The following is a 23,095-nucleotide window of genomic DNA, read 5'->3' on the forward strand; positions in this document are numbered from 1 at the left end:
ACGAGCGTTTGAGTCACGTGGAGGCTCGCTTGGATCACATGGACGAGCGTTTGAGTCACGTGGAGGCTCGTTTGGATCTGATGGAAGAGTCGCTGCGGATTTTGGCGGTGCAGCAGCGGGATGATATCTTGGCTTTGGTCAGGATGTCTGTTGTCGATCCGAAAGCCATTTAATTCCCCGTTTCACTTCTATTCTTGTCTCTGATTCCCTAAAAAGCAGTGCACGCTGCAACGGCCCCGCTGCGCTCTGACAAGGGGTCGCTGCAGCCTCACTCTCTACCTCGCAAGCATCACTTTCCTCCTAACCTCTCCCAACTTTCCACCCTTTCCTTCACTTCCACCGACACGTTCAACTCCCTCAGCACCTCCTGTACATATTCCTCCCGCCGCATCCCCACCAACACCGAAGACACGCCCGCCGTGGAGCGCAACGCCCGCAAGGCCATGCCGCTGAGGGTTTCCGCCTCTCCCCACTGAGCGTCCGCTATCTTCACACGAAGCTTCAACTCTTCCGCCACGTCCGAAGCCCGCTGCCGATACAGCTCCGTCACCGCCAAAAACGTCTCGTTCACGCGGCTCACATATCCTTCCAACCAAGCCCCGACCTCCGGCTTCAGGTTCGGCGCCTCCAGCAACGACTGCACCCCGCCCTGCACCGTCGGCACCAAAAAACGCTGCAACACGTCCTGCCAATGATCAAGCGACGCAAACTTCCGCCCGTGCTCTTGCAAAAGCGCCCCCGCCGTCAACCGATCCGCCAAACTCTCCCGCAGATCCGCCCCGCCTTCGACCCTCGACAAAAACTCCCGGCGAAACGTCTCTTCCCATGTCGTCAATTCGTCTATCAACTTCGGCACAGAGTCCACAACCGCTTCATCCGGCTTCGCAACGTCCGCCAACCGCACCAACGAGTTCCCGGCGAACGCGTTCAACGGTCGGTTGATCAACACACCGAGCCCTTTTTCCAGCGCAAACTCCAGTGCGCTCTGCTTGCCGGATTGGTTTTTCTCCAAAACGCCGCCGCGCTCCAGCAAGTTCATCGGCATCTGGATCACCCGGAAGTGATGGTCAGGCGCGATCGACTCCGCCAACTCCCACACCCGCTCCAGCGACGTAAACTGATACTCCCCGGCAGGCGCAGGAAAAGTATTCGAGGAGATCCCGTACCAGCGAATCCGCCCGCGCTCCACTTCCTTCTCCAAATGCTTGAATGCAAGCAAGATCCGCCGCTCATATTCCTGCCGCGCCTCGTCCAGCGGCAGGGACGCTTTTTGCGCCCAACCCAGATAATATTCCGGATTGTGCAGCAGATACACATCCAACGACGACATCTGCAACCGCTCCAAACTCGCCGTCAGCTGATCTTCCAAAAACTCCGGGTGGATGCAATGCTCCAGTCCCTCCCCGTACAACACCAAATCGAGAAACGGCATCCCTTCCCGCTTGCGTTGCTGACTCAAGCGGTAGTTGTGCCCTTGCAGATACCCCGCTTTGGAAATCACCACCACTTGCCCACGGCTCATTTCCCCTGCCGCGGTCATCTCCGCCAGCACTTGACCCACCAATTCTTCCGATCTCCCGTCCGAATAGTTGGCGCTGGTGTCGATCAAGTTCACGCCGCCAAGAAGCGCTTGACGCAACGCTTCACGGTGCTCTGGCACCGACACATCCACTCGATAACAACCAAACCCGGCGGGACTGACGTTCAAATCCGTCTTGCCGAGTGCATTATATGGTAGAAACATTTCCTTCACCTCCCCCCCAGTATACCAAAAAAAAGGAGCGCCCCCTGTCAGGCACCCCTCTCTTGGTTGTACAGCCACTCCATGTACGACTCGCCGGATCGCTCCGTCTCCAACACCAACCGGTCCCGCACCTGCGTCCCGCTCGCCGACAGCGTGCCGGCGGGAAACTCGATCACATGCGTCGCACCGCGCACAAACGGCGCGAGATAGTTCGGTTTGACACGGTGCAACAAATGCACGATGCGCTGCTCGGCATCGAGAAACGCCACGTCGATCTCTTCCTTCATAAAAAACGTATGAATCCCGTTGCAGGACTGGATCACCAACGCCGCCCCGATCGGCATGTTTCGCCGTCCTATCCACCCGCGCAACCGCCTCCAAAACGACGCCGCCATCTCCACTTCCCATGCCAACCGCACGCCCAAACTTTGGTTCCACACTTCCAGCATCCCAAACTCCTCCTCTCGGTCTCGTACCTCCATCACTTCTCTAGACTCCTGCTTCTTCCTAAACATCCAAACGCGATCATCACGTCGAAGCCGCTGTGCTTCTCCAAGTCTTTTCCCGTATCGGCGGCCCTTGGTGAACCTTGATTTCCGTTTGACGCCAGAGTATAATGACAATGTTCGCCATAATTTCTAGCTGTCGCAGGTTGGTTGATTGACATCGCTGTTAGAGTTTTAACCTTTTTGATTGTTCAATCCTATTTCAACCGAAACTTGAATGATTGTCTTGTCTTCACTATACAACGTTGTCGAATTCCCTCGGAATAGGTCGGAGTGCCTTTTCTGGGTTAGACTTTCGAATTAGTTTTCTGATAACTCCCAGGCACAAACCGTGCTGTATGGATAGGAAAATTGGCACTCTCCCCCTTGGGAGTCAGTGCCTTTTTTTCCATTTAGAGAGGTGACTAACGATGGCTTATGACGGTCTTGTGCTTCGCGCTGTGACGCACGAACTGCACACCAAGCTCGCCGGCGGGCGGGTGGATAAAATCTACCAGCCGGTGGAGCGCGATTTGCTCCTGCACGTCCGGGGCTTTGGCCAGAACCACAAACTGCTGTTGACGGCGCACGCGTCTTACCCGCGCGTACAACTGACAGATGACTACAAGGGCGTCAACCCGGCCGAACCGCCGATGTTTTGCATGCTGCTGCGCAAACATTGCGAGGGCGGGCGGATCACCCGTATCGAGCAAGTCGGCAACGAACGCATCTTGCACATCGCCGTGGAGAACCGCGACGAACTGGGCGATTTGACGGAGCGCGTGCTGGTGGTCGAGATCATGGGGCGGCATTCCAACGTCATCTTGCTCGATCCTAAGGAAAACCGCATCCTCGACTCGCTCGTGCACGTCAATTTCGGCACGTCCCGCCATCGCGAAGTGTTGCCGGGACGTTCGTACATCGCGCCGCCGGAACAGGAGAAGTCCAACCCGTTTGACATCTCGTTTGGCGAGTTTGAAGCGCTGCGCACGGCGGCGGAAAGTCTTGCGTACGACAAATTCCTGCTGAATTCCTTCACCGGCCTCTCGCCTCTGCTTTCCCGCGAGATTTCCGCACGCGTGCAAACGACGGGCAACCTCGACGCGGAATGGCAGGCGTTTGCGAATTTGATCGAGGATGCGCGCAACCATCGCTACCAGCCGACGATCGTCTACCAAGACGAACGCCCTGTCGCGTTCTCAAGCTTTGACTTGACGCATCTGGACGGCGAGAAGAAATCGTATGATTCGATGTCGGAAGCGATCCACCAGTTTTACGCTGAGAAATCGTGGCGCGACACCCTGCGTCAAAAGTCCCACGACCTCGAACGGCTCCTCACCAACGAATTGGAACGCAACATCGGGAAACTGGCGAAGTTTAAGCAACAGATCGAGGAAGCGGACCAAGCGGAAATCTACCGCATCTACGGCGAATTGATCACCGCGTACCAATACCAGATCGAGCGCGGGATGAGCGAAGTCACCGTTCAGAACTTCTACGACGAGAATATGGGCGAGATCACCGTTCCGCTCGACCCGGCGTTCAGCGCCAATGAGAACGCGCAAAGCAACTTCAAGAAGTACAACAAAGTCAAGAAGTCGATCCCGATCTTGCAGGAGCAGATTGGAGAGACGGAAGCGGAGATCCACTATCTGGAGAACTTGCTCCAGCAGTTGACGACGGCGTCTTGGAGCGACATCGAAGAGATCCGCGACGAACTGGCGGGCGAAGGATACATCAAGATCAAGCGCAAACCGCTGCCCAAAGGCAAGAAACCGCCGAAGGAAAAAACGGCCCCGATCAAACCGGAGCGCTACGTCTCTTCCGACGGGATCGAAATTCTCTTGGGCAAGAACAACAAGCAAAACGAATTCCTCACCATGAAGCACGCCGCCAACAGCGACACGTGGCTGCACACCAAGGACATTCCGGGCTCGCACGTCGTCATCCGGGCGCGGGAAATTCCGGAGAGCACGCTGCTGGAAGCGGCGCAACTCGCCGCCTACTTCTCCAAAGGCCGCGAGTCCAGCCAAGTCCCCGTCGACTACACGCTGGTCAAACACATCTGGAAACCGAACGGCTCCAAGCCCGGCTTCGTGCTCTACGACAACCAGAAGACCCTCTACGTCACGCCCGATCCGCGCATCACGGAGCGTTTGAGCGCGGAACGTGATTAAACGGCACGGTTTCGGGAGTATCCTGTAACATTTGAAGAGGAGAGTGACGGGATGTCGCTGCTCGATATTTTGTTTTTGCTGCTGGTGCTGACGGGGTTGGTGACCGGCTTTCTGTCCGGCTTTATCAACGGCATCGCCCGGCTGTTTTCCTATCTGGTCGCCGCCGCCGTCGCCGCCCGGTTCGCCGAGCCGGTGGGCTTGCGGATATCACAGTGGTTGGGGCTGGACAAAGTCGTCCGCGCCGAGCTTGCCAAGCAAATTCCGGAACCCTTGCAGACGGCGCACATCTCCGCCGAGCAAGCCAAACCCTTGCTGGATCAAGCCAACATCCCGCTGTTTTACCAAGCGGAAATCTTAGAGAACCTCAAGCACAACACGTTGCTCAACGCCCTCTCGATGACCTACATGCACTGGATTTCGGCGATGATCGGACTTTTGATTTTGACGACGCTGTTTTATTGGGTGATTCGCCTCGTCCTCTCGCCGCTGGTGCGCGTGCTCCATGCCGTCTTTCCTTGGGTGCTCGACCGGATCGGCGGGTTGGCGCTCGGCGTCGTGTTGACGCTCTTGGAGTTGTCGTTTCTCGGGCTGTTTCTCACGACGCTCAACGACCTGCCGAATTTGCCTCCCGCGGTGAAGACGGCGATTCACGATTCGCAGCTCCTGCCCTCCCTCAACAACCTCGCGCACACGTTGCTTCAAGGGTTGGGCGCCAAGGGTCTGCTTCCCCCCGCTTTGCAATCGCCGGGAATTGCCCCGCCCTTGTGAGGCGGTTGCTGTTCGAGACTCCCATCACAGTTCGGGAGTCTCTTTTTGTGGTATGATCCTACTTTGGGAGGCGATAACAGGAATGGCACTCATCGAAGTCAATCATTTGCGCAAAGAATTTAAACGGATCATTCCCAAGACCGGCTTCCTCTCTGGAATCCGCAATCTCTGGAATACCGACACCCACACGCACGTCGCGGTGGACGACATTTCCTTCAAAGTGGAAGAGGGCGAATTGCTCGGCTACATCGGCCCGAACGGGGCCGGCAAGTCCACGTCGATCAAGATGCTGACCGGCATCCTCGTCCCGACCTCGGGGGATGTGAAAATTGCGGGTCTCACCCCGTGGAAAGACCGCCGCGCACACACCCAGAACATCGGGGTCGTGTTCGGGCAGAAAACGCAGCTCTGGTGGGACATCCCCGTCATCGAGAGCTTCCGCGTCTTGAAGACGATCTACAAGATTCCCGACGAACTCTACACCAAAAACCTCAACCAGTTCCGCGAACTGCTCGAACTCGACCAGTTTGAAAACACGCCGGTGCGCCAACTGTCGCTCGGGCAGCGGATGCGCGCCGACCTTGCCGCCGCGTTGCTTCACGATCCGAAGATCCTCTTCCTCGACGAGCCGACGATCGGCGTCGACGTGCTGGCGAAGGAACGCCTGCGCACGTTCATCAAGGAAATCAACCGCACCCGCGGCGTCACCGTGCTGCTGACGACGCACGACATGCAGGACATCGAGAAACTCTGCCACCGCATGGCGATCATCGACGACGGCAACATCCTCTACGACGGCTCGATTGACGCGCTGAAATCGAAGTTCGGCAACGAGCGCACGCTCGTCATCGAGCTCGACGACGCGCCGTACCGCTTGAACTTGCCGGGCACCCGCATCTTGCGCGAAGAAGGCACGCGCGTGTGGCTGGCGTTCAACCGCGACCAGTTCTCGGCGTCCGACATCATGATGCGCGTGGCGGAGCATCACACGATTCGCGACTTGACGGTGGAAGAGCCGGAAATCGAATCGATCGTCCGCGAAATTTACGAAGGCAGCCACTCCGGTCGCAAGAGGGAGGATGAACATGTCCCTGTTCTGGATCTTCAGTAGGCAGAGCTTCTACCAACAGTCGGCGTACCGGCTGAACTTCTGGTTGGAGATCGCCGGGGTCATGTTGCAGATTTACGTGGTCTACAAGCTCTGGAACGTGTTGTTCGAGCAGACCCCGCAATCGTTTGGCGGCGTGTCGCTGCCGCAGATGATCACGTACGCCGTGCTCGGCATGCTGATCGGCTCGATTCTCAACACCGGCGAGGGCGTGCACACCTACATCCAGCAGCAAGTGCGGATGGGGCAGATCACGACCGACCTGATGAAACCGGTCGATTTCATTGTGCACATGATGGCGCGCGACTTCGGGTCGATGATCACCCGCTTGGTGTTCTTGCTCGTGCCGCCGCTGGCGATTTCCTACCTGCTGTTTGACATGGTGATTCCGACTTCGCCGCTGCGCATCTTCGGGTTTGTGGTCGCGCTGGCGCAGGCGTGGGTGATTCTGTTCTTCTGCAACTTCATGTTCGGCCTGATTTCGTTCAAGACGCTCGATCTCATGGGATTTTCCTTCACGTACTTTGCGCTGGTTCGCTTCGCTTCCGGGCAGATCGTGCCGCTTTGGATGTACCCGGACGTGTTGCAGCCGGTGTTGAACTTCCTGCCGTTTAAGTCGGTGTTCTACACGCCGCTGGCGATCTACAACGGCGTGCTCACCTCTTCCTCGATGTGGACGGCGCTGTTGACCCAAACCGCCTGGATGATCGGGTTGTTCGTGGTCGCCCGCTTGATTTGGGGCCGCATCCACAACAGCTTGATCGTGCAAGGAGGTTGATTCTATGCGAGAAAACATGACGATCTATTTGACGATGATCCGCGCCGCCGTGCTGACGCGGCTGGAATACCGCGCCGACTTCGTGATGGGCATCATCGGCGTGTTCATCCTCAACGCCGGGACTTTGGCGACGTCGTGGGTGTTGCTCAGCCGCTTTCAGAATTTGCACGGCTGGACGTTTTGGGAAATTGTCTTTCTCTACAACATGTGGCTGCTCGGCCACGGCATCCGCGCCGTGTTCTTCCGCCACATCAACATGCTGGAGCAGTTTATCGTCGAGGGCACGTTCGACCAGATCTTGACCCGCCCCGCCAACCCGCTGGTGCAGTTTCTGGGCCGTGAAGTGCATTACCTCGGCGTCGGCGACGTGCTGCTCTCCGTCTTCATGCTGGTCTTGGCGTACCACAACCTCGGGCTGAACTGGCCGTGGTGGATGTTCGGCTGGCTCATCGTCATCGCGCTCTCCAGCGCCGTCGTAGAGATGGCGATCACGCTCTTGCTCGTCTCCACGTCGTTCTTGACGACCCGCTCCCGGGCGCTGGTCAACTCGGCGTCGCTGTTCTCTTGGGGCGTCGTGCAGCAATACCCGGTGGACATGTTCGGCAAACTGTTGCGCAACATCGTCACGATCCTCTTGCCGTTTGCCTTCATGAACTACTACCCGTCGCTTGTGTTCCTCGGCAAGCAAGACGTCGTGCCGTGGGGCTTCTTGACGTGGTATGCGCCGGTCGTGGCGTTGATTTTGCTGTTCCTCGCCATCTCGATGTGGAACTACGGCATCAAACGCTACCAGAGTTCCGGTTCGTAATCTCCGCCTGACCTTTTTCCAACAGCTTGTCAAAAAACAGACACGGAGCGGATAGCAAATGTGCGGCTCCCCCCATAGAGTGGTACTAGATCCATTCTGCGAGGAGCCGATTCTATGCACATCTGCTATCTGTCTCCCGGTTCTGTCCCTCTGCCCCCCGCCCCCTGCACCTCTGTGGAAATCTACTCCAAGGAGATCGCAACACACCTCTCCCACCGTCACTTCGTCACCCTCTACGCCAAATCCAACCAGAACATCTCCCGACAGACCGGCAAACTGACCGTCCGCCGCTTGATCACCCAAGGAGGTCTGCCCTACGCACGCCAGACGATCCGCGATCTGAAAGCCCGCAACGCCGCCCCCGACATCTTGCACGTGGAAAACCGCCTCAACTTCGTCCCCGTCCTTCGCGCAGCTTTCCCCAACACGCCCATCGTCCTCAACCTGCACTCCAATGTTCTCATCTCGTCCACCCCGCTTCCGGCCGTGCAAAAAAGCTTGCGCAATCTCGACGCATTGGTGGTGAACAGCCAGTATTTGAAACGCTTTCTCGTCAAGCGCTACCCGATGCTTCCGGCGCAGAAAATTCACGTCATCCCCCCAGGTCTTGACGTGCGCCGCTTCCCTTCGAGGCATTCCGCGGCAGGCCAAGCCCTGCGCAAAGCCACCCGCAAGCGCCTCGGCGTCCCGTCCGACCGCCGCGTCTTGCTGTTTGTCGGACGCTTCATCGAGCGCAAGGGCATCACCGTTCTGCTCGACGCCTTCCGCCAAGTTCGAAAAAAACACCGCAACACGGAACTCTGGATCATCGGCGGACGCCCGCACAGCTCCTCCCCGTTTCACAGCGCGGTGCGGGAGAAATCCAAAGCGCTGCCCGTGCGCTTTCTCGGCTTCATCCCCCAAAACCGCCTGCCCGCGTACTACTGCGCCGCCGACCTGTTTGTCTGCCCGTCGCAGGCGCCCGAATCGTTCGGCCTCGTCAACACCGAAGCGGCCGCCAGCGGTTTGCCGGTCGTGGCCAGCGGTGCGTGGGGAATTCGCGAAGCGGTCGCGGACGGCATCAGCGGCAAACTCGTCACAAACTACAAGTCCCCGGTCGCGTTTGCCGCCGCGATCAACTCCCTGCTCGACAACCCCGCCCGTCTCGAGGCTCTCGGCAAAAGCGCACGCCTCTGGGCCGCGCGCCGATTCTCGTGGGCCAGGGCGGCCCGCAAGTTCGAAGTGTTGTACCGCAGACTCTAAGAAAAAAGGCTTGATTCGCGCCGATTGCGAACCAAGCCTCTTTTTCCTTTTCCCTAAGTCGGGGAGGTGCGCTGCTCCCGCCGCAACCGTTTCCGCTTCCATTGCTCCGCCCGCAGGTTCGTGCCCCGATGGTGCTCCCACAGCTTCTTCGCCCGCTGAAAGCTCTTCGGCATCCGCAACCGTTGGAAGATCGAGAGGTGCGGCGTCGTGTTCACTTCGATCAACCAGAGTTTGCCGTTGCGGTCCAACCCGATGTCCAGTCCGTACAGGGCGTTGGCGTACCGCCGCCCGCACTGCCGGGCGACTCCCAACGAGAGCGTGCGCAAGCGGCGCACCAGCGTCGTCACCGTTTCGTGCTTGTACCCGAGAGCAGACAGGTATTCTTCGACCGAGTGCGCGGTGCCGCCCGCGCTGACGTTGGTGACGGCGAGGTCCTTGCCCGCAATCTTCGAGAACATTCCGGTGACTTCCCACTCGCCGCGCTCGTTTTTCTGGACGATCGTGCGCAAGTCGACCGGCCGGCCGCGCCAAAACGCGAGGTCGATCCCGCGCTGGATCAAAAAGACGCGGCCCCGCAAGCGCGCAAAGCGGGAAATCCACTCATGCACGCGTTGCAGCGAGGACGTTTGCAACCGACGGCGTTGCATCATGACCAGATACCCGCCTTCCGCCAACTTCCGGATGCAAAAAATATTCACCCCGCCGCCGCCGATCGTCGGCTTGACGAAGACCGTCTGGTAGCGATGGAGATACTGTCTCAGCCGATCATACGAATACAGCGCCGTATCGGGCAGAGAGCTTTCCAGGTCGCGCGATTGGGCGACGATACGGTGTTTGACCCACTTGCTGCCTGGCAACAACGGTTTGCTCATGGGGGCGGTCGCCTCTCTCTCCGTATGCAGGATGTTTTTTTCACCCTCAGTGTATGGAGGCGGTCATCCCTGTGCAACGTACAACGGTCTAACATAAAAAAGCAACCCGGCCGCCGGTGCCGAGTTGCTTGTAAGATAAGATTCTTAGTACGTCATCCAATACGCGACGCCAAGCAGCGTCAGCCAGAGGTTGAGCATCGTGAAGTAGCTGAATTCCACGATGGCGTTGCGCTCGTAGAACGTCTTGCGGATGATCCACGTGATCAGGCTGCAGAGCAGCGCGAAGGCGATGAACAACAGCGCGATGGCGAAGTTCGTATGCAACCACTCCGGCGCGTAGATGCGCCAGTTGTTCAAGTTGCCGTACGCGAGGAACAGGGAGATCTGCGAAATCAGGTAGAGGACGACCGCCACCCAGAAATGGCGGGACGCGCTGTCGTACAAGGCGTCCTCGCGGCGGAGCACGAAATACATCAAGTAGATGTACGACGCGCACGGCCAAGCCAGCGCGATGAAGAACTGGATGATCGCCGAGCCGAGGTAGACCGGAACTTGCATCGCCGACATCTTGAAATCGTCGGCGGTCAGTTTGTTCGACGCTTCGGCGTACGTCGGGTTGTTGGTGGTCGAATAGATGTCAAACGTCGAGAACGTCGTCTCTTCGGTGAAGAACACGGAGATCGCCGAGCCTTTTTTCTGCAGGACGGGGTTGAGGGCGATTTTGTGAATGTTGGTGAGGCGGGCGGCGTCGCCCTTCCACTGGCCGTTTTGCAGCGTGCCGATGTACAGTTCGTTGCCTTCAAAACGCGGCGAGTCTGCGGTGCTCGCGACGAAGCCGAACTTCAAACCGTCCTGCTCTCTGCCTGGCATGATCACGCCGTCATAGACGAACTTCGCTTCGTCCCCCATGAACGTGTGCGGGACGATGGTGGTGTGTTGCACGTTTTCCGGGCTGCCGAGCGGGAACGAATAGAGGTTGAGCGTCTTGATGCCGAGCTTGCCGATTTTATACGTGACCAAGAAGTAGCCGTTCTGCCCGTCCACGCCGAACGATCCGGCATCCACGCTGGAGTCGGTGTTCAGCGACAGTTCGCTGACGGGCACGGGAGCGCTGCCTTGCCACGTCTTGGTGTCGAGCGTCGAGTACGTCAATTTGTACAGGCCGCCGTTGATGTTGTCGACGACGCCGATGTGATCCACCCCTTGGTCGTCCAGGGCGGCGGTCAGAGTTTCCACGTTCGTGTGCGGGAAGTTTTTGATCAAGGTCAATTGGTCTGAGCCGATCTCGTAGGCGTTCAGGTTTCCTGCCACGCCGACCCAGAGCAGTTTCTTGCCGCCGGCTTCCTGCAGTTGCAACGCGGTGACTTTCTGTGCGACCTCTTGAGGTTGGCTCCACGCGGAGCCTTGCCACTTCGCCCATTTCAGCGTCTGCCCTTTGCCGACCCAGAACAGGTCGTCGCCGAGAAGCTTGTAGTTGGTGTAGGCGAACATGTCTTGGTTCGGAATCGGGCGCTGCTCTTCCTTGACCGTTTCGGTGGCGGGGTCAAGCGTGGCGAGCACGAGATTTTGGTCTTTCAGATAGGCGTACTTGTTCTCGCCGATCAGTTCGACCGGGCGGTTCGGCGTCATCGTGCCGACTTTGGCGGAGCGGCCGAACGGGTCAAGAAACGGTTTGACTTGGGCGGTGGTTTGCCAATACGTCATCAAGGCATAGACCACCACAAAAACTAAGAAAAAAGGAAGTATTCGCAAAAATTTCTTCATCCGTAGATCCCCCTCACATTTTTCCAGATTACTACATAGTTGTACTTTTGAAAAGTGGCAAAGCCATACTTCAACGGCGGCGGGTTTGGTATAATGGAGGAACTAGAACGAGGAGGAATGTGCATGTCATCTACGGAACAACTGACCGGTACGGTGGAGCGCGTCACGATTTCGAGTCAGTTTTTGGGTGAGGAGCGCGAAGTCAACGTCTACCTGCCGCATAACTACTCGCCGCTGTATAAGTACCCGGTACTCTATATCAACGACGGCTCGGACTACATGATGATGGGACGGATGATCAGCTTGTTGAACGAGCGGTTCCAAGACCGTCTGGCCGGTCGTTTCCTCGTCGTGTTCGTGCCGGTGGACAAGTCGCTGCGCACCGACGAGTACCATCCGGAGGGGGCTCGGCATGAAGCGTATGTGCGTTTCTTCGCCGATGAACTGGTGCCGGCGATCGAAGAGCGGTTTGCGGCGTTCCCGATGGGCCCGGCGCGTGGGATCATGGGCTCATCGCTCGGCGCGACGGCGGCGTTGCACACGGTGTTGCAATATCCCAAGAAGTTCCACTACTTGGCGTTGCAATCCGGTGCGTTCAAAGACCAAACGTTCCGCGAAGTCGAAGGCCGCCGCGACTTGGCGACGGTGCCGGTGTATCAAGTGGTCGGGCTTCAGGAAGAACACTTCCAGAGCAGCAACGGCCGCGTGATCAACATTCTCGACCTCAACCGCCGCATGCGCGACCTCTTGCAAGCGCAAGGCGTCGACGTCGACTACGCCGAATACGACCGCGACCATACCTGGGGCTTCTGGCAAGAAGACCTGCCGCGGGCGTTGGATCATTTCGTTAGACACACCGCTTTTTAAAGCGTTACAAAAATTCAGAAAAAGCGGCCCCTGCCGAGCGACGGCGGGTCGCTTTTTTACTCTTTTTCATTTTCCCTTTCAATAGGGTAGTGAAGTGTTTTTTGAAGAATCATCCATTCCAAGTTTGAAATATTTTCCCTAATTAACATAGTGCTTGAATGTGACTCACCGAGGGTTTTTATTGACACATTCAATGCCCTATCTAGATACCTTTTAGCATCTGTGAAGTTTCCTAAGTTAGCATGTACAACACCTAAGTTTGATAAAGCAGAGGGAAACTCAGGTATGCTATCTCCATTTATTTTTTCGTATATTTCTATTAATTCCTCTAACACACGCTTTCCCGACACTGAATTTCCTAATGCACAATAAACGTCCCCAAGTGCTTTTTCATTTTGCTTTTAAGTACTATCTCATATTCCATCATTGATCTCTGTATACAAACCATCCACCTTTTCTTTAAATTATGAATTACCATAAGATTTGATTATCATATTATTACTTCAAGTAGTACGTTCCAGGTATCCCAGTTTAACGAAATGTTTTGCGGTGCCATTTTCGGTATAATCGTGTTACTTTATCTCTCACAAGGGGGCTCTATATGGTCAAACGTGAGCACGATCTTTCAAGTCATCGACAGGTAAGTTATGCGGAGTACCTGGAACGCCCGGAAGCAACCGAACCTGCGGAACTGATCAACGGGGTCCTGTACAACATGACACCGACCCCGTCGCCCCAGCATCAGCGTGTTGTTCGGGAATTGATGACGCTGTTTCACTCGTATTTAAAGGGCAAGTCCTGCGAGGTCTTCTCTGCTCCGTTTGATGTGAGGTTGTTTGCAGAAGGGAAAAACGACGACGAGGTGTTTGATGTCGTCCAGCCGGATGTGTTTGTCGTCTGTGATAAAAACAAAATCGACCACCGGGGATGCAACGGAAGCCCCGACCTCGTGATCGAAGCCCTCTCCCCTGCAACACTCAAGCGGGATAAAGTCGAGAAGATGCACCTCTACCGCCTGGCAAAAGTCAAAGAATACTGGATCGTTGACCCCGACCGCGGCTTCATCGACACCTATGTATTTCTCGAAGATCGATTCCCCGAGATCCGAACGTATACGGCAGCCGATCAAGACGTCATTCGCGTCAGGCTGTTTGAGGATTTAGAGATTGTGCTGAGTGATGTGTTTCACTTCTAAGATAAAAGCGACCCCTGCCAAACGGCGACGGGTCGCTTTTATTAGTTGGGTTGAGTGGCTTTTTGAAGCGCCTTCGCCGCTTTTTTGACAACGGGTTTGGGGTCTTCGAGGTGGGCGAGAGCAAGCGTATGCAAGTCGGCTCCAAGGCTCGGGGCTTGCGTGAAGACACACAGCAGACCGGCGAGGGCGCGGCTTTTTTGCTTGGTGGAAAGGGCTTGGGTGAGCAAGGGATACGCTTGCAGCGCGGCCCGCTCCCCCGTTTTCGCGTACTGTCCCAACAGTTCGACGCCGTAGTCGCGGACGATGGTGCTTTTTTCCTGCTCCAACAGCGCGGGCAACATCGGCAACAGATCGCGCTCCACCACGTCCGGCACCAGATGCGCCGTCAGCGCCAACGCGTGCATCGCTTCCCAGCGCGCGCGGGTCGCTTGATGCCGAAGCAACGGCAGCAGAGCTTCCGCGTAAGACGCGACGTGCTCCGGATGGCTCTTTGCCACCATCGTGAACACTTCGGCGGCGTCGCCGACGAGCGACTTGTCCTTGCTTTGCAACCCTTCCGCCAAAAAACGCAACAGGCCCGGGTCTTCCAGACACTTCGCCGCCGCGATGCGGTTGGACTCTTCAGTGGAATCTCCCCGTTGGGAGGAAAGTTGTTCGAGGATCTTCATGTGCATCACTGCTCCTTGCTCCATTTCGCCAACATGTCTTTGCTACGGTACACGGAGAGGCGGACGCCGCGACTTTGTTGACCCAAAAATCTCCCGTCACCGATTGCGAAGCTTCCATTCGAAACAACACCAGCATCGCCGCCGCCAACAATCCCGTGATCGTCAAAATCAACATCCAATCCCATCGCGGCTTGTGAACGGCATTCAAGCGCCGTCCCACCTCCCGGTTTCCGGCCGAGAGGGGTTTTTTAGATTTCGCGGGTAAAATGTTTGAACCGGGTGCCTTGGTAGGTCAATTCTCCGGTGTCGCCTTGCGTCAACAGCCCGAACACACGCCCGGCGACGGAAAATTCCCGGCGGCTTTGGTCTGAGAACTCGAACGTCAAAAAATAATCGGTATGCGCCGACGTGTTCATCGCCCCGCCGCCGACAGCCGTTCGCTTGCCGATCACCGTCGCCCGCTGTGTCAACACGGGGGACGCGTTGTTCGAAGCCCATGTCGTCACCCCGCGCAGCATCACGAACGCAAAAATCCCGATCACCACGAAGAAGACCAATCCAAACAGGATCGTCATGCCCATCCCTCCTGCGTATCCAACTTTTCCAAACACTTACAATCATCGTACCACAAAACGAGCAAGAAAAAAGCCCTTCCGTGGGAGACGTGTGTTTAGGTTTTCAAGAGACCGCTCCGGGCTCCAGGCTCAGGGCTTGGAGATCACGCGCAGAAGTTGAGCGTGATCGTAGACTTCCTTCGGCGCGTACTGGACGAGGTACTGGTCAAGTTCGACGGTCGCTTCCCCTTTGCTTCCGGCCGGCCCAAACGCTTGAGCGGCTTGCTCAAAGTTTCCTACTTGATTCCCCGTTTTGATCTCCGAGATGAAGAACCCGCCGCGATCCAAACGGCTTGTCTCATAATGGGTTCCCCATCCTTTGCGTGCTTCTTGATACTCTATAGACGTGGATAATATTATTGGAAAAGTTTCAATTTCCATAAAAAAACGAGTCAGACGCGATGGTCTGACTCGTCTTTTCAGTATTGCTTAGAGCAGCGTCCACGCGCCCGGACCGATCAGGGCGACACCGACCGCGATGGCAATCAAGGCGAGGTTGTATTCAAACCCGTTGGAAGTCGACCAGTAGCCGTTTTTGCCGTGCACGGTGAAGATGGCGACGAGCATCGTCAGCACGATCAACGCCGCGCCAACCGGTGTCCAAACCCCGGCTGCAAACAACAACCCGCCGAGCAGTTCGCCAAGACCTGCCAGGAACGCCATGAACACGCCCGGTTTCACCCCGATCGATTCCAGCCAGCCGCCCGTGCCTTTCAAACCGTACCCGCCGAACCAACCGAACAGTTTTTGCGTGCCGTGTCCTGCAAACGTGAGACCGATAACCAGACGGACGATCAAAAGTCCAAGATTCATCATAGTGTGTATTCTCTCCTCTGTGTTGATGTTTTGTTAGTCACTAACTTTATGTAAGTATATTATTCTAAGTCAGCATGTCTTGTCAACCCTTTCTCGGCTGGGAATATGCCCCTTTTTTACATAGAAAAAACCGATGAATCTCAGAGATTCATCGGTTCTGGTGCTTGAGGAAGGCTTGTACGATCACACGAATCGGCGGGGCAATTTCGCTTTCGGGCGGGAGATCATCGAGGGCAAAGAAGCGGACTTCGCTTGTTTCGGTGTTGTCCGCCTGCAAGTCGCCTTGGTAGCCTTGGGCGATGTAGGCGGCAGTGACGTTTTGGACTGGGTCGCCGTTCGGGTAGGTGTAGCACAATTCCGGGCCGGAGAACACGTCGAGCAGTTGCAAGGTCTCGACGGTGATCCCGCACTCTTCGCGCAATTCGCGGCGGGCGGTCTCTTCCAGCGATTCGTGCAGTTCCATCATCCCGCCCGGCACGCCCCAGAAGCCGTTGTCTGTGCGGCGGTTTAGCAGCAGCCGCCCCTCGGAATCGAGGAGAAACACGCAGGAGCCGGTCAAGATCAACGGACGGTTGCCGACGAGTTGGCGGAGTTCTTTCACGTAGTCTTTCATAGTGGGTTCACCTCGGTGTTAGGGTAGCACTTTTTTCCAAAAAGTAAAAGCAGTCGCCCCTGTAGGCAGGCGACTGCTTTTTGACGTTACTTCTTGCGCTTTTTTTCGAGGAGTTTGGAGATCGTGTCCGGGTTGGATGCGGGCTGCGCGGGCTCGGCTGCGGGTTTTTCCACCGCAGAGGTTGGAGTTGGCGCAGGCGCAGAATGGGACACCGTCTTCGGAGGCGGGGCGGTTGTTTCGGCGCGCACGGGCTTTCGCGGCAAGCTGCTTGTTTTTTTCTCAGATGCAGTTGCCGGTTGCACGTTGCGTCGGCGCAAACGCAGGTTCAAACTCACACGGCGTAACGCAATGTCAAACGGCCAAAGCAGCGCGGCAAGCCACATAAGCGTCAACGAGAGGTCGCGGCGCTGCCAGTTCGGCGGGAGGTTGTCCCGGAACACGTCCTCGGGCGCGTCCAAGACTTCTCCTCCCCCCGCTACGGCGATTCGTTGGAGGGTGTCGGTTCCGTTCTTCGGCAGGCTGTACTCGGGTGAATACGGGACGGAAACGCCCGTGGTTTGGCTGTGCAACACCTGCGAGCCCCCTTGCTCGTTGACCGTCACCATGTACGTCCCCGGCGATGCGGCGGAGAAGGAACTTCCATACTTCCCCGGCGCTTGCAGCGTCAACGGCACGTCTTGCTCCGTCAAGTCCGGGCCGATCACTTTAGCGGCCAACGAAGCACCGCTGGCGAGCGGCTGTTTCATCTGCACTTCGATCTGCCCCGAAGCGCCTGAAATTCCTGTGTGCACATCGAGGTCTCCCGCTTGATATTGCGGCAACAACCACGTCAGCAGTTGGTTCCAAAACGCGCTGGAACCGTCCCAATCCGCCCACTGGTTCGCCCAAACGCCTCGGGCGTCCGACGTCCACGCCACCGCCCGACCGAGGCCGTATTGCCAGCGGACGAGCAACGGCTCACCTGCAGGATTTGCCAACACGGTGTTGGCGGTTTCCTTCGCCGTCGTCGCGACGTGCGCGTTGATCGACGGCAACCCCTGCGCAAACAGCGGCGCGAGTTCTCCCGCATCGCCCACGGCAGGCGTGAACGGCTGGTCTTGGATGTACGTCTTGCCCGCCATCGCGGTTTCTTTCGAGAAGATCATCGGGACATTCTGCGAATCGGTCGTCGAGTAAAAACGCCCCTTTGCCTTCTCCGCCAACGACTTCAACAAATTCTGGTCGGCGTCTTGGCCCACGGCGACGGTCGACATCGTGATGTGGTTGTCGTTCATCAGCCCCGTCAACGCGTCATAACCTCCGTTCGGCGATTGTCCGTCGGTCAGCAAGATGATGTGCTTGCGCTTGGCTTGCACGTTGCGCAATGCATCGAGGGCGGAGGCCAGCGCCGGGTAGATCTCGGTGCCGCCCGACGCTTGGATCATCGAAACTTTGTCTTGGATGCCCTTCACGTCGTCCACATGCGTCGGCTGCACCACCCAAAAAGGCGCGCTGTCAAACGCCAGCACGCCCAGCGTATCTTGCGGCGTGAGCATCTGTGCGGCACGGCGGGCCGCTTCCTTGGCGAGTTCCATCTTCTGCCCCGACATCGAGCCGGAATGGTCGATGACGAGCACGAGGCCGAGCGAGGGAATTTCCTTTTGACTGCGGATGTCCATGTAGACGGGCAGGGCTTTTTCCACCGGCGAGCCGAAGTAGCCGCCCAAACCGAATGAATCGTCGCCTCCCGTCATCATCAGCCCGACGCCGAAATCGCGGACGGCGATCTCCAACTGCTGTTGGACGCGCTCCGGGAGATCGGTGCCGGAGACGTTGGCCAGCACGACGGCGGCGTAGCGGCGAATGTCTTCGAGCGTGTCCGGAGCGCTCGTGCCCGGCCGGACTACATACGGCAGACCGGACGCTTGCAAAGCGGACGAAAGCCACTTGGCGTCGCCCGGCTTGCCTTCCAAGATCAACACCGACGGTCGCCCCGCCACTTCGCCGAATCCGTACGCGGTGTTGTTCGCCGAGATCGTGTCGTCCGGAGATTGCACTTCCACTTTGTAGCGGTGGAAGCCAGGTTGCTCGCTTTGGAGCGGGAGCGAGAATTGATTTTCTCCTTTTTGCAACGAGACGGTCTGCGTGGAAATCGGGCGGTTGTCTTCGTAGACGCGCAGTTCGGCGGTCGTCTCGACGGTGCTCTCCAGCGTGGTTTTGAGCGAGAACGTTTCGCCTTGGTAGAGCATCGACGGCGTCGAAGCGGAGCGGACGAGGACTTCGCGGCCGACTTCCCGTTTCAGCGGGGCGACGTCGACGCGCACTCCTCGCCGGTTCAAAAACGCCGCTTCAGCCGCCGCGTCGCCGGCGTTTTGCTCGCCGTCCGACAGCAAGACGACGCGCGGTCGGTATCCCGGCTGAATCAATCCTTCCGCGAGGCGCAACCCCGACGCGAGGTTCGTGTAGTTCGGGTTCGGGACACCGCTCAACTCCAAGTTCGAGCGCACTTGCTCCGTGAACGGGTACTCTACGGCGGGGCGCTCGCCCACGCCGAGCACCGCATAGCCGTCATCCGGCTTCTTGCTCTCCACCGCGTTTCGCAAAAACGAAACGGCTTCCTTGGGCGAGTCGATCGACTTGGACTCGTCGATCACAAAAACGACGCCTTGCCGCGTCACCGGTGCCGAGAACGCCGTTCCCGCGACGGCGAGGGTGAGCAAGAGAAACAGCAGGGAGCGCAGCACGGCGACCGCTCGTTTGCGGGCTCCGTGCAAGCGGCGTTCGTCGCGGGTCCAGCGATAGACCGCATACGCCGCCGGGAGCAACACGAGGAGCACCCACGGGTGCAGGACGCTAAATCCCACGTTTGTACACCCCCCATTCAACAAACAGCAACAGCAAGATCAGCGCGGCGAGCCAACGCCAGATTTCCAACCCGGGAATAGATGCGGAAGCGGTCGCGTGCGGGTCGTTTTTTTCCGAAGCGGTGCCGCCGGGCAGGGTGACGGCGGTCGGCTGGATGCGCGATTCGCCGGGCGGCAGGCTGGCAGACAGAAGTTGCGAAGTCTTGCCGTCGTTGCTTTGGAAGCGGTAGAGTCCCGGCTCCGTCGGGTTGAACCCTTGTGAGATCAGGGCTTGCGTCACGTCGTACTCGGTTCCCGACGGGTCGGTGTAGCTCCAGCCCGTCTCCCGAATCGGCGGCAGAAGTCCGACGCGCGTGCCGACTTCCACAGTGCCGAGTCCCGCTCCCGTCGTCGGCAACAGGTAGTCTTGCAGATGCTTGACGAGGATCGGGAACGCGGGCAACAGCGGGAGATCCGATTGGTGCAAGTCAAACGGGAGCACCGCCGCGCTTCTGCCGTTTTGCTCGCCGGTGAGCAGCATCGGCGTGCCGCCGCTGGTAACGAGCGGTTGCAACCAGGACGCTCCCGTGAGCGGATGGAGCGCTTGCAAGTGCAAGTTGCTGAGGTCGACGTTTTGCAAAAGCGCCGCGTCAGGCGTCAGCACTTGCAAGTTCCCGGCTTGGACGGCGGCTCCGACGTTCAACAGCGGAGAGCCTTCGGGCGGGTTGAGCAACAGGACCGGGCCGGAGGGCCACTGTTTCGGCAACACTCCGTCGTATACGTAAAGCGCCGCGTCCGCCGGCGGTGCGTCAGGGTCGGTCCCGCGCTCCACGGTGAGGCGGCCGCCAAGACCGAGCGCTTTTTCCAGAAAGACGTTGGGTTGGTTTTCGGCGGTGACCAGCCATGCTTTGGCAGAGGAAGTTCCCTCCGGCAACACGACGCGTTGGTTGTCGGCGGCGAGCGCGTCGTCTCCGAGCAGTTTCACCGTGTAGAAATCGCTTGGCGCAAGGTCGTCCCACGACAGCGAGGCCTGTTCGTTCGGCTTCAGCGCGGCGCTTGCGACTTGCAAAACTTTGCCGTCCGCGCCTTGCACTTGCACGTCCACCGTGCTCGCTTCCCCGCTGACATTTTCGACCGTCGCCACCAGCGCCGTGCGCTCGCCGATTCGGATGGCGGCGGCTTGGCGGACGGCGAGGTTTTTTCCGTGCGGTTGCGGTTGGATCAGGTGCGGCGCGCTGCCGAAGTGCGGATAGAGTTTCGAATCGAGATCCCAATTGCCGTCGGAGTAGATGCGCACTTCGCTGTCGGGCTCTTGAACGGAAAGCGCCGCCGCGAGCGAGAGGGCGCTTTCGTAGTCGGCTTTGCTGTATTCTTGCTTGGCGTCGTCGAGCGCCCGCCGCAAATCCGCCGGGTCGTTGCCCGACGCCAGCACCCGCGCTTCCCGTCCCATCGAGATCAGCGTGAGCCGCTGGCTGGGCGCGAGATGGCTCAGAAGGTCGGAGATTTGGGTTTTGGCGTTCTCAAGCGCGGTTTCTTTGCCGTTTGCGCCGACGAGCGCCGCCATCGACGGCGAGAGGTCGAGGACGGCGATGGTGTGTGCCGCGCTCGGGCCGCCCGTTCCGGTGAGCGCGGGTCTTGCCAGCGTGAACGCAAGCATCGCCGCGAGCAGCAATTGCAAGAGCAGCAGCAAATTGCGACGGAGTTTTTGCCACGGGCGGTTCGCTTCCATCTCGCGGAGCAGTTTTTGCCAGAGCAAGACGCTGGGGACGGTTTGGTTGACGTACGTTCGCTTCAGCAGATACAGAGCGAGGATCGCCGGGAGCGACAACAGCCAGAACAGCATGTACGGCGAGAGCAGTTTCATCCCGACACCACCCCCGTAGGCAACAACCGCCGAAACACCGCGTCTTCCACGCTGTCGTTTGCCGAGAGCAAGACGTAATGCAGTCCCCGGCGGCGGCAGTGGTCTTGCAGGGTTGCCGTGTACTCGGCAACAGCACGCTTGTAAGATTGCACGACGTGCGGCGAGATCGAGACATCGCGTCCGATCCCCGTCTCCGAGTCGATCAGGTGCAGATCGCCCGCGAACGTCGGGTTGAGTTCCTCGGCGGAGAGGATTTGCACGACGACCACGGCGTGACGTGCGGCCTGCAATCGGCGCAGCGCGTCTTCGTACCCGTCGGCGAACAGGAAGTCGGAGAGCAGCACGACGATCCCCGGTTCTCGCGGAACCCCGCCCTGGACCAGCCACGAGAGCGAGCCTTTCTCTCCCGTCTCCCGTGCGTGGACGTTTTGCAACGAGTCAAAAAGTCGATACGCCGAAGCCTTGCCGCTCAAGCGCGGGGTGCGCCCCGTTACTTTTTTGGAAAAAAGAAGCGCTTCCACCCGGTCCTCTCCAGCCAGCGCGAGGTAGCCGAGCGCCGCCGCAAGTTGGCGGGCGAGTTGAAGTTTGCCGCCGAACGCCATCGATTGCGAAATGTCCACGCAAAGGTACAACAGCGCATCCCGCTCGTCCATGAACCGTTTCAGAAAAAGCCGCTGCAACCGCGCATACGCCCGCCAATCCAGATGGCGCAAGTCGTCGCCCGGCATGTACGGGCGGTACTCGGCGAATTCGATGGACGACCCGAGTTGGCGCGTGCGACGGGAGCCGCCGCGCAGGGACGGCGTCTCCCGCGCTTGAAGGCGCAGGCGTTCCAAGCGGGCGAGCAGGGTCGGGCTCAACAACGCGTTGGAGCTCATAGTCCCACGCTTCCCAAGAGATGCTCGATCAGGTGCTCGACGCGGTAGTTGTCGGCGGCGGCTTCGAAATTCAACCCGATGCGGTGGCGCAACGCCGGGAGTGCCACGGCGCGCAGGTCTTCCGGCGCGACGTTGAGGCGGCCGTGGAGGAAAGCGCGGGCTTTGGCGACTTTGACCATCGCTTGAGCGGCACGCGGGCCGGCTCCGTAGCGGACATAGCGCCGCACTTCCTCGCTCGCCTGCGCGCTTTCCGGCTGGGAATGCAAGATCAGGTCGACCGCATTGCCGATCAACTCCGGCGTGATCAGCATCTCGCGCACCGTTGCTTGGATGGCGAGGATGTCGTCTGCGGAGAGCACCGCTTGGAGGTCGGATAGTGCGCGGCCCGTGGTGGATGAGACGATCTCCAGCAACTCGGAGCGCGACGGGAACGGCACGTGCAGTTTCAGCAGAAACCGGTCGAGTTGTGCTTCCGGGAGCGGGTACGTGCCTTCAAGCTCCAACGGATTCTGCGTCGCGAGAACAAAAAACGGACTCGGCAACCGTCGGGTCTCGCCGCCGACGGTGACGGACGCTTCCTGCATCGCTTCGAGCAGCGCCGATTGCGTTTTCGGCGTGGCGCGGTTGATTTCGTCGGCGAGCACGAGGTTGCCGTGGATCGGGCCCGGCTGGAAGACGAATTGCAGCCCGCGACCCGGTTCTTCGCGCAGGATTTCCGTGCCGACGATGTCGGCGGGCATGAGGTCGGGCGTAAATTGGATGCGCGAATACTGGAGGTCGAGGACGCTGGAAAGCGTGCGGACGAGGAGCGTTTTGCCCAAGCCCGGCACGCCTTCGAGGAGGGCGTGCCCTCCGGCGAGGATGCAGAGCAGAACGCCTTCGACGACGTCGTCCTGCCCGATGACGTGGTGAGCGATCTCCTCGCGCACTTTGGAAATCCGCGTGCGGTACGCGGCAAGTTGTTCGTTGCTCATGCGGGGGCCTCCTTGAGTGAAATGGAGCTGTAAATGAA

General features: G+C 58.5%; 23 protein-coding genes. 9 read left to right on the forward strand and 14 right to left on the reverse strand.

Annotation, left to right across the window (positions count from 1 at the left end):
• Positions 1 to 289: 289 nt before the first annotated feature.
• The gene (locus EL26_RS24000; protein ID WP_052036502.1) at positions 290 to 1,744 is read right to left on the reverse strand and encodes an aldo/keto reductase; all 1,455 of its coding nucleotides are present in this window, start codon (positions 1,742 to 1,744) and stop codon (positions 290 to 292) included.
• Positions 1,745 to 1,791: 47 nt separating this feature from the next.
• Positions 1,792 to 2,193 carry a DUF192 domain-containing protein gene (locus EL26_RS16620; RefSeq protein ID WP_052036503.1) on the reverse strand — a complete coding sequence of 134 codons (402 nt, stop codon included), beginning with the start codon at positions 2,191 to 2,193 and terminating at the stop codon, positions 1,792 to 1,794.
• A 467-nt stretch (positions 2,194 to 2,660) separates the two neighbouring features.
• On the opposite strand from EL26_RS16620, the gene EL26_RS16625 reads away from it, so the two are divergent.
• From EL26_RS16625 to EL26_RS24005, 6 genes are all read left to right on the forward strand, one after another.
• The gene (locus EL26_RS16625; protein WP_038091443.1) at positions 2,661 to 4,406 is read left to right on the forward strand and encodes an Rqc2 family fibronectin-binding protein; all 1,746 of its coding nucleotides are present in this window, start codon (positions 2,661 to 2,663) and stop codon (positions 4,404 to 4,406) included.
• Positions 4,407 to 4,457: 51 nt separating this feature from the next.
• A complete protein-coding gene (locus tag EL26_RS16630; protein ID WP_038091446.1) occupies positions 4,458 to 5,174 on the forward strand; it encodes a CvpA family protein in 717 nt (238 codons plus the stop codon).
• Positions 5,175 to 5,256: 82 nt separating this feature from the next.
• Positions 5,257 to 6,285: an ABC transporter ATP-binding protein gene (locus EL26_RS16635; RefSeq protein WP_038091448.1), complete on the forward strand. Its 1,029-nt coding sequence runs from the start codon at positions 5,257 to 5,259 to the stop codon at positions 6,283 to 6,285.
• Positions 6,260 to 7,060 (forward strand): ABC transporter permease, encoded by an 801-nt coding sequence (locus EL26_RS16640; RefSeq protein ID WP_038091456.1) that lies wholly within the window; start codon positions 6,260 to 6,262, stop codon positions 7,058 to 7,060. Before EL26_RS16635 ends, EL26_RS16640 begins: the two co-directional genes overlap by 26 nt.
• Positions 7,061 to 7,064: 4 nt before the next feature.
• Positions 7,065 to 7,868, forward strand: coding sequence for an ABC transporter permease (locus EL26_RS16645; protein ID WP_038091459.1), 804 nt, complete (start codon positions 7,065 to 7,067; stop codon positions 7,866 to 7,868).
• 114 nt (positions 7,869 to 7,982) lie between these two features.
• On the forward strand, positions 7,983 to 9,110 hold the full coding sequence (locus EL26_RS24005) for a glycosyltransferase family 4 protein (protein WP_052036504.1): 1,128 nt from the start codon (positions 7,983 to 7,985) through the stop codon (positions 9,108 to 9,110).
• Positions 9,111 to 9,163: 53 nt separating this feature from the next.
• Here EL26_RS24005 and EL26_RS16655 read toward each other — a convergent pair whose 3' ends face one another.
• The gene (locus EL26_RS16655; RefSeq protein ID WP_038091461.1) at positions 9,164 to 9,982 is read right to left on the reverse strand and encodes a YheC/YheD family protein; all 819 of its coding nucleotides are present in this window, start codon (positions 9,980 to 9,982) and stop codon (positions 9,164 to 9,166) included.
• Between the two features lie 144 nt (positions 9,983 to 10,126).
• Complete coding sequence (locus tag EL26_RS16660; protein WP_152559299.1) at positions 10,127 to 11,686, reverse strand: hypothetical protein; 1,560 nt, start codon at positions 11,684 to 11,686, stop codon at positions 10,127 to 10,129.
• Positions 11,687 to 11,869: 183 nt separating this feature from the next.
• On the opposite strand from EL26_RS16660, the gene EL26_RS16665 reads away from it, so the two are divergent.
• Positions 11,870 to 12,613 (forward strand): alpha/beta hydrolase, encoded by a 744-nt coding sequence (locus EL26_RS16665; RefSeq protein ID WP_038091472.1) that lies wholly within the window; start codon positions 11,870 to 11,872, stop codon positions 12,611 to 12,613.
• 56 nt (positions 12,614 to 12,669) lie between these two features.
• Here EL26_RS16665 and EL26_RS24655 read toward each other — a convergent pair whose 3' ends face one another.
• Positions 12,670 to 12,948 carry a tetratricopeptide repeat protein gene (locus tag EL26_RS24655; RefSeq protein WP_161780745.1) on the reverse strand — a complete coding sequence of 93 codons (279 nt, stop codon included), beginning with the start codon at positions 12,946 to 12,948 and terminating at the stop codon, positions 12,670 to 12,672.
• Positions 12,949 to 13,214: 266 nt separating this feature from the next.
• Between EL26_RS24655 and EL26_RS16670 the strand changes: the two genes are divergently transcribed.
• Positions 13,215 to 13,808, forward strand: coding sequence for a Uma2 family endonuclease (locus tag EL26_RS16670; RefSeq protein ID WP_038091473.1), 594 nt, complete (start codon positions 13,215 to 13,217; stop codon positions 13,806 to 13,808).
• 41 nt (positions 13,809 to 13,849) lie between these two features.
• Here the strand turns inward: EL26_RS16670 and EL26_RS16675 are convergent, their stop codons facing one another.
• Positions 13,850 to 14,476 (reverse strand): hypothetical protein, encoded by a 627-nt coding sequence (locus EL26_RS16675; protein ID WP_038091475.1) that lies wholly within the window; start codon positions 14,474 to 14,476, stop codon positions 13,850 to 13,852.
• A 74-nt stretch (positions 14,477 to 14,550) separates the two neighbouring features.
• Here EL26_RS16675 and EL26_RS26495 point away from each other — a divergent pair, with 74 nt between their 5' ends.
• Complete coding sequence (locus tag EL26_RS26495; RefSeq protein ID WP_274518892.1) at positions 14,551 to 14,673, forward strand: hypothetical protein; 123 nt, start codon at positions 14,551 to 14,553, stop codon at positions 14,671 to 14,673.
• A 51-nt stretch (positions 14,674 to 14,724) separates the two neighbouring features.
• On the opposite strand, the gene EL26_RS16680 is transcribed toward EL26_RS26495, so the two are convergent.
• The 8 genes from EL26_RS16680 to EL26_RS16720 all read right to left on the reverse strand — a co-directional run bounded on the left by EL26_RS16680 (position 14,725) and on the right by EL26_RS16720 (position 23,057).
• Positions 14,725 to 15,051: a DUF2500 domain-containing protein gene (locus tag EL26_RS16680; protein ID WP_038091477.1), complete on the reverse strand. Its 327-nt coding sequence runs from the start codon at positions 15,049 to 15,051 to the stop codon at positions 14,725 to 14,727.
• Between the two features lie 129 nt (positions 15,052 to 15,180).
• Positions 15,181 to 15,378 (reverse strand): hypothetical protein, encoded by a 198-nt coding sequence (locus tag EL26_RS16685; protein WP_038091478.1) that lies wholly within the window; start codon positions 15,376 to 15,378, stop codon positions 15,181 to 15,183.
• A gap of 141 nt (positions 15,379 to 15,519) precedes the next feature.
• The gene (locus tag EL26_RS16690) at positions 15,520 to 15,906 is read right to left on the reverse strand and encodes a DoxX family protein (RefSeq protein ID WP_038091480.1); all 387 of its coding nucleotides are present in this window, start codon (positions 15,904 to 15,906) and stop codon (positions 15,520 to 15,522) included.
• Positions 15,907 to 16,054: 148 nt separating this feature from the next.
• Entirely contained in the window at positions 16,055 to 16,519 is a 465-nt protein-coding gene (locus tag EL26_RS16695; RefSeq protein WP_038091483.1) for an NUDIX hydrolase, read from the reverse strand.
• Between the two features lie 86 nt (positions 16,520 to 16,605).
• Complete coding sequence (locus tag EL26_RS16700; protein ID WP_038091485.1) at positions 16,606 to 19,362, reverse strand: vWA domain-containing protein; 2,757 nt, start codon at positions 19,360 to 19,362, stop codon at positions 16,606 to 16,608.
• Positions 19,352 to 21,205 (reverse strand): vWA domain-containing protein, encoded by a 1,854-nt coding sequence (locus EL26_RS16705; protein WP_052036506.1) that lies wholly within the window; start codon positions 21,203 to 21,205, stop codon positions 19,352 to 19,354. Before EL26_RS16705 ends, EL26_RS16700 begins: the two co-directional genes overlap by 11 nt.
• A complete protein-coding gene (locus tag EL26_RS16715; protein ID WP_038091491.1) occupies positions 21,202 to 22,083 on the reverse strand; it encodes a DUF58 domain-containing protein in 882 nt (293 codons plus the stop codon). The genes EL26_RS16705 and EL26_RS16715 overlap by 4 nt, the downstream gene beginning before the upstream one ends.
• The gene (locus EL26_RS16720) at positions 22,080 to 23,057 is read right to left on the reverse strand and encodes an AAA family ATPase (protein WP_038091500.1); all 978 of its coding nucleotides are present in this window, start codon (positions 23,055 to 23,057) and stop codon (positions 22,080 to 22,082) included. The genes EL26_RS16715 and EL26_RS16720 overlap by 4 nt, the downstream gene beginning before the upstream one ends.
• Positions 23,058 to 23,095 lie beyond the last annotated feature (38 nt).

It is taken from the genome of Tumebacillus flagellatus, from assembly GCF_000714935.1.
Classification (GTDB): Bacteria; Bacillota; Bacilli; order Tumebacillales; family Tumebacillaceae; genus Tumebacillus; species Tumebacillus flagellatus.